The following is a 9,311-nucleotide window of genomic DNA, read 5'->3' on the forward strand; positions in this document are numbered from 1 at the left end:
GGGGGGGGGGGGGGGGCCCCCCCGCCCCGCCTGCCCCCTTCCCTTCCCGAAGCCGGGGGCGGCCCGGGAGGCCGGACGCACCCGAAGCCGGGGGCGGGCCGGGCTGTGCCGCCGCGGGCGCGCACCATCTGCGCACCGCCCCCGGACAGCACACCAGGCGCAGACAACACACCAGCCAAGGAGAAGCGTGAAGTACCGCGAGACGTTCGACCGTGAGGTGCGGGCCTGGGACGTGTGGATTCCGACCCGCGACGGGACGCGGCTGCACGCCCGGGTGTGGCGGCCCGTGGACGCCGAGTCCGACCCCGTGCCCGCCCTGCTGGAGTACCTCCCGTACCGCAAGAGCGACTGGACCGCCCCGCGCGACGCCCAGCGCCACCCCTACTACGCCGGGCACGGCTACGCCTCCGTACGGGTCGATCTGCGCGGCAGCGGCGACTCCGAGGGCGTGATGCTCGACGAGTACACCGAGACCGAGCTGGCCGACGGGGTCGATGTCGTCAACTGGCTGGCAGCACAGCCCTGGTGCACCGGCAAGGTGGGGATGTTCGGGATCTCCTGGGGCGGCTTCAACGCGCTCCAGATCGCCGCCCTGCGCCCCGAACCGCTGAAGGCGATCGTCACCGTCTGCTCCACCGACGACCGTTACGACAACGACGTCCACTACACCGGCGGTGCCGTCCTCGGCATCGACATGCTCGCCTGGGCCGGGACCATGCTCGCGTTCACCGCCCGCCCCCCGCACCCCGCCTCCGTCGGCGAGGACCGCTGGCTGCCCATGTGGCGGGAGCGGCTCGACGCGCTCGAGCCGTATCTGCACACCTGGCTGGCCCATCAGGAGCGGGACGGCTACTGGCGGCACGGCAGCGTCTGCGAGGACTACGGCGCGATCGACGCCGCCGTGCTCGCGGTCGGCGGCTGGGCCGATCCGTACCGGGACACCGTGCTGCGGCTGGTGGAGCGGCTCGACGCGCCCGTGCGGGGGCTGATCGGCCCCTGGTCGCACCAGTACCCGGACCGGGGGCTGCCGCCGGGCCCGGCGATCGGGTTCCTGCAGGAGACCCTGCGCTGGTGGGACCACTGGCTCAAGGGCGAGCCGACCGGGGTGCTGGACGAACCGCCGCTGCGCGCCTGGATCAACGACCCCGTACCGCCCGCCACCTGCTACCCGGTCATGCCCGGCCGCTGGGTCGGCGAGGACGCCTGGCCGTCGCCGTCCATCACCTGGGACGAACGCCCCCTCGGCGGCCCCGCCGACGAGCCGGTGATCGTTCGCTCGCCGCTGCACACCGGGCTGGACGCCGGACGTTTCTTCCCCTTCGGCAACGCCACCGATCTGCCGCCCGACCAGCGCGAGGAGGACGGCCGCTCGCGCTGCTTCGACTCCGCGCCGCTGACCGGGAGGGTCGAGATCCTCGGCCGGGCGCGGGTGCGGCTGCGGCTGGACAGCGCCACCCCGCGCGCCCATGTCATCGCCCGCGTCTGCGATGTGGCGCCCGACGGCTCGTCCACGCTGGTCACCCGCGGTGTGCTCAACCTGATGTCCCGGTACGGCCGGGAGAAGGCCGTGGAGTGGGAGCCGGGGACGTACGAGGACGTGGAGTTCGAGCTGAACGCCACCGGTTACGCCTTCCCGCCCGGCCATCGCATCCGGGTCGCCGTCTCCGACGCGTACTGGCCGTGGGTCTGGCCGCACGGCGAACGCGGCCAACTGACCGTACGGCCCGGCGAGAGCGCGCTGCTGCTGCCCGTACGGGACCCGGCCGCCGACGCGGGCCGTCCGCCCATCGTCTTCGAGGAGCCCGAGCAGGCCCCGCCGCTCGCCGTGACCGTCGACCCGCCGGCCGGGCCACGGCCCGAGCGGACCGTCACCCACGACGTGGCGACGGGGGAGTGGGTGCTGGACGTGGACCCCAACTACGGTGGGTCGCGGACCTATCCCGACGGGCTGCGCTACGAGGAGAGCGCCCGCGAGACGTACCGCATCCGCTCCGACGATCCGCTGTCGGCCGTGGCAAGCTCTCGGTGGACCATCCGGCTGCGGCGCGGGGACTGGGACGCGGAGGTCGTCACCGCCATGGAACTCCGGGCCACGGCGGAGGAATTCATCATGGACAGCAGCATCGAGGCACGGGCGAACGGAGAGACAGTGGCCACGCGCGCATGGCACCGCACCACGCCGAGGACCTCCGCATGACCTCGCCGTCGCCCTCCGAGGGCCCCGACCGGGCCGGGCACGCCGATAACGCCGAGCGCCCCGATCGGGCTGGGCGCCCCGACCGGTCCGGGCGCGCCGACCGGTCCGGGCGCGCCGATCAGGCCGGGCACGCCGACCGTCCGGACCGTCCGGAGCGTTCGGACCGTCCGGAGCGGGGCGAGCGCAAGGCCCCGCGCCGTGCCGTCGACGCCTCGCGCCGCACCCGGCAGCCCACGGAGGTGCGCCGCCGGCTGATCGTGGAGGCCGCGGTGCCGCTCATCGCCGAGCGCGGCACCGCGGCGGTGGGCGTACGCGAGGTGGCGGCCGCGGCGGGGGTGTCGGTCGGCACGGTCACGTACCACTTCGAAAGCGTGCAGGAAGTCCTCTCCGAGGCGATGGTGCTGCACATAGAGCGCTATTACGCCGCGCTGAGCGAGGCCGCCGCCCAGGCCACCAGCGGGGCGGAGGGGCTGCGGCTGCTCATCGACGCGCTCTTCACGGACGACACCGACCGGCACTGGCGGATGTGGTTCGACTACTGGAACGCGGGCGAGCGGGACCAGACGTTCGCCCGGGGCCAGGCCGAGCGGTACGAGACCTGGCACGCGGAGATCCAGGCCCTGGTGGAACGGGGCCGGGACGAGGGCGACTTCCGCTGCGACGACCCGGCCGACTTCGCCCTGCGGTTCTCGGCGCTGGCGGACGGCCTCGCCCTGCGCCGCCTGCGGCAGGTGCCGACGCTGAGCGTGGCGGACGCCCGACGGCACCTGCGGCGTTTCGTGGACGCGGAGCTGCGGGGCTGAGGCGGGGGCGCGCATCCCCGGGTGGCGCTGGAGGTGCCCGAGGCCCGTGCCGCCCGCGGCGGGCTGCTCCCCTCCCTGACACCGGGGCTTCTGCCCCGGTCTCGGGGTTCGGGCGCGGAGCCCGCGCCATGCGGCGGAGCCGCATACGGACGCTGCGGGTGGGACTCGGCGAGGCGTGACGACGGAGGCTGCCCGGGTCCGGGTTCTTTTTCAGGCCCGGAGTCACGTTCAGGTCCGGGCTCACGTTCAGGTCCGGGCTCACCCTCATCAGGCGCGGCGGATCGCGCGCCCCGCCAGGACGTCCGTCCGCCGCCCGTCCTCGATGATGAAACGGCCGTCGATCAGCACGTGCGGAATCCCCGTCGGCAGGGTGCGCGGGGCGTCGAACGTCGAGCCCGCCGCCACCGTCTCCGGATCGAAGAGGACGAGGTCGGCGCGGTAGCCCTCGCGGATCCGGCCCCGGTCGGGGAGGCGGAGGCGGGCCGCGGGGCGGGCGGTCAGGTGGGCCACGCACTCCTCCAGGGAGAGGACGCCCAGCTCGCGGACGTAGCGGCCCAGGTAGTGGGGGAAGGTGCCGTACGCCCGGGGGTGGGGCTTGGCGCCGTGCAGGATGCCGTCGCTGCCGCCGGTGTGAACGGGGTGCTTCATGATCGCCTGGACGTTCTCCTCGTGTCCGACGTGCTGGAGGATCGTGGGGCCGAGGTGGTCGTCCAGCAGGAGGCGGCGCGCGGTGACCCAGGGGGCCTCGCCCCGTTCGCGGGCGCTCGCGGCGACCGTTTTGCCGACGTAGCCGCTCAGAGCCGGGTCGTTCACACCGGAGATCTCGATCGTGTCCCAGTTGATCGGCACCCCGTGGCAGCCGTCCGCACCCTCCTCCTCCATCACGTGCCGGATGCGCTCGGCCTCGGCGTCGTCGCGCAGCCGCGCGAGGGCCGCTTCGGGGCCGCCTTCGGCCGCCCAGCTCGGCAGCATCGCGGCGAGCGTGGTGCAACCGGGGAGGTAGGGATAGGTGTCGAGGGTGATGTCGGCGCCCTCGGCGAGCGCGGCGTCCAGCAGGGCGAGCAGCTCAGGGGCGCGGCCCTTGTTGACGCCGAAGTTCATCGTGGCATGGGCCAGGTGGAGCGCACAGCCGGCCTCCCGGGTCAGGGCCACCATCTCCTCGTAGGCGCGCAGCGCGCCGGCGCCGTACGAGCGGTGGTGCGGGCAGTAGTAGCCGTCGTAGGCGGCCACGATCCGGCACAGCTCGGTGAGTTCGGCGTCGGAGGCGTACATCCCGGGGGTGTAGGTGAGCCCGGAGGACAGGCCCACGGCGCCCTGTTCCAGCCCCTCGGCCACCAGCTCCTTCATCCGGGCCAGCTCGGCGGGCGTCGCGTCCCGGTCCTCCCAGCCGAGGGCGAGCATCCGGACGGTGCCCTGGGGGATGAGGTACGCGGCGTTGACCGCGATGCCTTGGCCGTCGAAGCCGTGGTCGAGACGGTCCAGGAACTCGCCGACGGTGCGCCAGGTGAAGTCGATGTCGGAGCCGTCACCGTTCCAGCCGGTGATGGCGGTACGGATCTGGGCGAGGGTGCGGTCGTCGACGGGGGCGTAGGACAGGCCGTCCTGCCCGATGACCTCCAGGGTGACGCCCTGCGCGGCCTTCGCGGAGTGGTCGGGGTCCCGGAGCAGCGCGAGATCGCTGTGCGCGTGCATGTCGATGAAGCCGGGCGAGAGGACGAGCCCGTCCGCGTCCACGACCCGCCCGCCCGTCGGCCGTGGCCCGCCGCCCTCGGGCACGACAGCGGCGATCCGCCCGCCGGCCACGCCGACGTCCGCCCGGAAGCGGGCTCGTCCGGTGCCGTCGACGACCTGCGCGTCGCGGATGACCAGGTCCATGTGGGTGCCCTCTCGTATGCCGGTCGCGCCTGCGGCGCGGTGTCCTTCCCCACCCATCGCCCTCCACCCATCCGCCCTTGATCACAGCGGGGACCCGCCCCGGGTCCCCGAAGCCGGACCCCGAAGCCGGACCCCGAAGCCGGACCCCGGAGCCGGGTGAGGGCTCGGGGCCGCGCCCCGGGGAGGGGCAGGCGGGTGGGCTGGAAAGCGGGTGGGCTAGAAAAACGTGCGGATGTAGTCCGAGACCGCGCCGTCCGCCTCCGCCACCGGGATCAGCTGCCACTTGTCGAAGCTGGTGCACGGATGCGAGAGCCCCAGGCCCACCCAGTCGCCGACCTCCAGCTCCGTGCCGTCCGCGACGGTGACCCAGGCGTGCTGGTCGGACAGGGCCGTGACGGTCAGACCCGTGGCGGGTCGGGTGGAGCCGTCGCGGGCGGAGCGGATGAGCTGGGGCGCGGGCAGGTCGAGGTCGTACGCCGCGTCCCGCTTGCCCGCGTTGAGGAACGCCTGGCCGGGTTCGGGGCGGGAGACGACCTGGGCCCACAGGCGGAAGGCCGGTTGCAGCTCGCCCTCCTCCGGGACGCGGTTGAACGGGGTGATGTGCCGGTAGTGCCCGTCGTCGTGGGAGACGTACGCACCCGAGCGCAGCAGCTTCAGCACCGGCCGGGACAGCGCGGGCAGCTCCGCGAAGACATCGGCCACCGCGTCGAACCACGCGCTGCCGCCCGCGCTCACCACGATCTCGTCCTCCGCGCCCAGCCCCGCGAAGCGGCCCGCCGCGTCGAAGTCGGCGGCCAGCGCGGTGAGCCGGCGCAGCCAGGCCCGGACCCGCTCGCCGTCCGCCCCGGGCACCTCGCCCTCGTAGCCGGCGACGCCGACCAGCCGCAGGGTCCCGGTGGCCGCGACCGCGTCGGCGACCGCCGCGCACTGGTCCGCCGTGCGCGCGCCCGTGCGCGCGCCCTCGCCCGCGCCCAGTTCGACCACCACATCGACCGGCCGGCGGGCCCCGCCTCCCGCAGTGCCTCGTCCATCAGCTCGACGCCGCGCACCGAGTCGACGTAGGCGATGAAGCGGAAACCGGGGTCGGCGTCGAGTTCGGCCGCGAGCCAGTGCAGGGCGGCAGCGTCGACGACCTCGTTGGCGAGGAAGATCCGCTGGATGCCGAAGGCCCGGTAGATCCGCACCTGGGTGGGGACGGCCGCGGTGATGCCCCAGGCCCCGTGCGCGAGCTGGCGCTCGAAGAGCTGAGGGGCGAGTGAGGTCTTGCCGTGCGGGGCGAAGGCGAGCCCGTGGACGGCGGAGTAGCGCTCCATCGCCAGCAGGTTGTGCTCCAGGGCCTCGGCCGACAGGGTCAGGACGGGTGTGGTGAAGCCGCCGGTGAACAGGGAGCGCCGCTCGGCGGCCAGCTCGCCGACCGTGAGCCCCTCGGCGTTCGGGGGCAGCCCCTTGAAGCGGTGGTCGACCCGCTCCCGCGCGAGGGCGGCGACGGCCGGGTGGCTGTGGTCGGTGGCCATGGAGACGCCTCCATACGGTTCCGGTTGCAAAATATGCAACGTTCATTGCGCATAACGCTTATCGCTGTCTAACATCCCGCCCAGCACCGGGTCAACGGTGTGAGACCCGGCCCCCACCCGTCCAGCCCCGGCCATCCCCCCGAGCCGACCCCCCCAGAGCCGACCCCCGATCCGTCCCCCCTCCGCCCCCGCCCGTTCCCGCTCGTCCCCGCCCGTCCAGTCCCAGCCGCCCGCCCAGCGAGGAGTTCGACCGACCGTGCCCCCTCTCCCCAGCGACGAGGCCGCCGACGGCACCGGTGTCGCCGATGTCGTCGATACCGTCGATGTCGTCTGTCTCGGCGAGTCGATGGTGACCTTCCTGCCGTCCCGCGCGGGCCGGCTGGCGGACGTCCCCTCCTTCGCCCGGGGCATAGGCGGTGCCGAGTCCAATGTCGCCTGTGGACTCGCCCGCGCCGGGCACAGCGCCCGCTGGATCAGCCGGGTGGGCGCGGACGGCTTCGGCGAGCACCTCGTGCGGGAGATCGCGGCCACCGGCGTGGACACGCGCTACGTCCAGCGCGATCCGCACCGTCCCACCGGCATCTACTTCCGGACCGCGGGCGAGCGCGCCGTCGGCTCCGAACCGGCCGGGCCGGAGGGGGCGGCGGGGCCTGACGCGTCTGACAGGCGGGACGCGTCTGACGGGTCTGACGGCCCGGACGGCGCCGCCGAGCCGCTCGCCGAGGTGCTCTACTACCGGGCCGGATCCGCCGCCGCGGCCATGTCCCCGGCGCTCGTCCCCCGGGAGTGGGCGTGGTCCGGCCGGGTGCTCCACCTGAGCGGTATCACCCCCGCCCTCTCCGCCGACTGCCGCGCGCTGATGCGTGAGCTGACCACCCGCGCCCCCGGCCGCCCCCTCGTCTCCTTCGACCTCAACTACCGGTTCTCGCTGTGGCGGAACGCCGACGCGGGCCGCAGCGGGAACGGGGAGGGGGACGGGCGCGCGGACGACGGACGCGCGGACGCGGACACCGGCGCCGAACCGGGACCCGCCGTCCTGCTCGGCCTGGCCCGCGGCTGTGACCTCGTCTTCGTCGGCGAGGACGAGGCCGAGGCGGTCTGGGGGGTGCGCGGCCCGGAGGCGATCCGGGCGGCGCTGCCCGAACCGGAGCTGCTCGTCGTCAAGCAGGGCAGCGCCGGGGCCACCGCCTACGCCCGCCGCCCGGACGGCACCGACGCCGTGACCTTCGAACCCGCCCTGCGCGTCGATGTCGTCGCCCCCGTCGGCGCGGGCGACGCCTTCGCCGCCGGTTTCCTCTCCGGCACCCTGCGCGGACTGCCCATCGCCGAACGGCTGCGCCACGGCCACCTCATGGCCGCCGCCGCCCTCACCGTCCCCGGCGACCTGGGCACTCCGCCGTCCCGTGAGCGCGCCGACCACCTGGTGGCGCTCGACGCCGCGGAGTGGGGCACACTGCGATTCGGCCCCGGCTGGACGGATCTGCCGAGTCCCGCCGAGAAGTGGGCCGAGACCGCAGCGGTGGAGGTACCCGACCCATGAGCCAGACCGTCGACCGAGCGCTGAGCATCCTGCCGTTGCTGGCGGAGGGCCCGGCCAACCTGGAGCAGGTCGCCACGCGGCTGGGCGTGCACAAGTCGACCGCGCTGCGGCTGCTGCGCACCCTGCACGAGCACGGCATGGTCTACCGCCAGCAGGACCAGCGCTACCGCCTCGGTGCCCGTCTCTTCGCGCTCGCGCAGGAGGCGGTGGAGAACCTCGACGTCCGCGAGATCGCCCACCCCCATCTGGTGGCGCTCAACGAACGGTGCGGGCACACCGTCCACCTGGCGGTGTACGAGGAGAACGAGGTGCTCTACATCGACAAGGTGGAGAGCCGCTACCCGGTGCGGATGTACTCGCGGATCGGCAAGCCCGTCGCCATCACCGTCGCCGCGGTGGCCAAGCTGCTCCTGGCCGACCTGCCCGAGCCGGAGCGGCGGACGGTGGCCGAGCGGCTCAGCTACCCCGCCTACACGCCCCGTTCGACGCCGAACGCCGACGCCTTCCTCAAGGAACTGGCGGCCGTACGCGAGCAGGGCTGGGCCACCGACTTCGGCGGCCACGAGGAGTCCATCAACTGCGTCGGGGCGCCGATCCGGGGCACGGACGGACGGGTCGTCGCCGCCTGCTCGGTGTCGGCGCCGAACGTCGTGGTCACCGCTGAGGAACTCCTCTCCCTGCTCCCGCTGGTGCGCCGCACGGCGGAGGAGATCAGCCGGGAATACTCGGGCGGCGCCCCGGTGTCCCACGCACCGCACGGCGCGGGCACGGCGCCCGGCGCCACCACACCGCATGACCCATCGCACGGAACACCCGAGAAGAGAGCCGAGGAAACCTCCTCATGAGCGAGAAGCCGCAGAAGACCGCGATCACTCCGGCGACGCACACCACCCCGCCCGCCAAGTTCTCCCACGGCGTCAAGAAGGGGAACATCCTTCAGGTCGCCGGTCAGGTCGGCTTCGGCCCCGCCGTCCCGGGCCAGGCACCCACCCCCGTCGGGCCGACCCTGCGCGAGCAGACCCTGCAGACCCTGCGCAATGTGCAGGCCGTGCTGGAGGAGGGCGGCGCGAGCTGGGAGGACGCGGTGATGGTGCGGGTCTACCTCACCGACACCGGCCACTTCGCCGAATTCAACGAGATCTACAACGAGTTCTTCGCCGACCTCAAGGAGGCCCCGGCCGCTCGTACGACGGTCTATGTCGGCCTCCCCGCCGGTCTGCTCGTCGAGATCGACGCGCTCGCCGTCCTGGGCTGACGCCGTGAACCCCGCGGCGGGCGGGAGCGCCGCCCGCCCGCCGCGGATGCCACCTCCGCCGCACCCCGCCCGCGTCCGGACCGACCCGCCGCCATCCGGGCCGACCCGGACCGCGTCCGGCCGAGGC

At 74.0% G+C, this 9,311-nt stretch carries 6 protein-coding genes and 1 pseudogene; 5 read left to right on the plus strand and 2 right to left on the minus strand.

Features of this window, described 5'->3' with window-relative positions:
- Positions 1-103 precede the first annotated feature (103 nt).
- Positions 104-2,197 carry a CocE/NonD family hydrolase gene (locus AXW62_RS15970; protein ID WP_289306007.1) on the plus strand — a complete coding sequence of 698 codons (2,094 nt, stop codon included), beginning with the start codon at positions 104-106 and terminating at the stop codon, positions 2,195-2,197.
- Entirely contained in the window at positions 2,194-3,000 is an 807-nt protein-coding gene (locus AXW62_RS15975; protein ID WP_244502774.1) for a TetR/AcrR family transcriptional regulator, read from the plus strand. Before AXW62_RS15970 ends, AXW62_RS15975 begins: the two co-directional genes overlap by 4 nt.
- Before the next feature lie 267 nt (positions 3,001-3,267).
- On the opposite strand, the gene AXW62_RS15980 is transcribed toward AXW62_RS15975, so the two are convergent.
- Together AXW62_RS15980 and AXW62_RS15985 are read right to left on the minus strand one after the other, a co-directional pair.
- On the minus strand, positions 3,268-4,875 hold the full coding sequence (locus AXW62_RS15980; protein ID WP_060945146.1) for an N-acyl-D-amino-acid deacylase family protein: 1,608 nt from the start codon (positions 4,873-4,875) through the stop codon (positions 3,268-3,270).
- 216 nt (positions 4,876-5,091) lie between these two features.
- Positions 5,092-6,389: pseudogene (locus tag AXW62_RS15985) on the minus strand (amino acid deaminase).
- Between the two features lie 346 nt (positions 6,390-6,735).
- Between AXW62_RS15985 and AXW62_RS15990 the strand changes: the two are divergent.
- The 3 genes from AXW62_RS15990 to AXW62_RS16000 are packed head-to-tail and all read left to right on the plus strand — an operon-like array spanning position 6,736 to position 9,184.
- Positions 6,736-7,929 (plus strand): sugar kinase, encoded by a 1,194-nt coding sequence (locus AXW62_RS15990; RefSeq protein WP_252368625.1) that lies wholly within the window; start codon positions 6,736-6,738, stop codon positions 7,927-7,929.
- Positions 7,926-8,774, plus strand: coding sequence for an IclR family transcriptional regulator (locus tag AXW62_RS15995; protein WP_030822336.1), 849 nt, complete (start codon positions 7,926-7,928; stop codon positions 8,772-8,774). The genes AXW62_RS15990 and AXW62_RS15995 overlap by 4 nt, the downstream gene beginning before the upstream one ends.
- On the plus strand, positions 8,771-9,184 hold the full coding sequence (locus AXW62_RS16000) for a RidA family protein (RefSeq protein ID WP_030822339.1): 414 nt from the start codon (positions 8,771-8,773) through the stop codon (positions 9,182-9,184). The genes AXW62_RS15995 and AXW62_RS16000 overlap by 4 nt, the downstream gene beginning before the upstream one ends.
- Positions 9,185-9,311 lie beyond the last annotated feature (127 nt).

It is taken from the genome of Streptomyces hygroscopicus subsp. hygroscopicus (assembly GCF_001553455.1).
Lineage (GTDB): Bacteria > Actinomycetota > Actinomycetes > Streptomycetales > Streptomycetaceae > Streptomyces > Streptomyces hygroscopicus.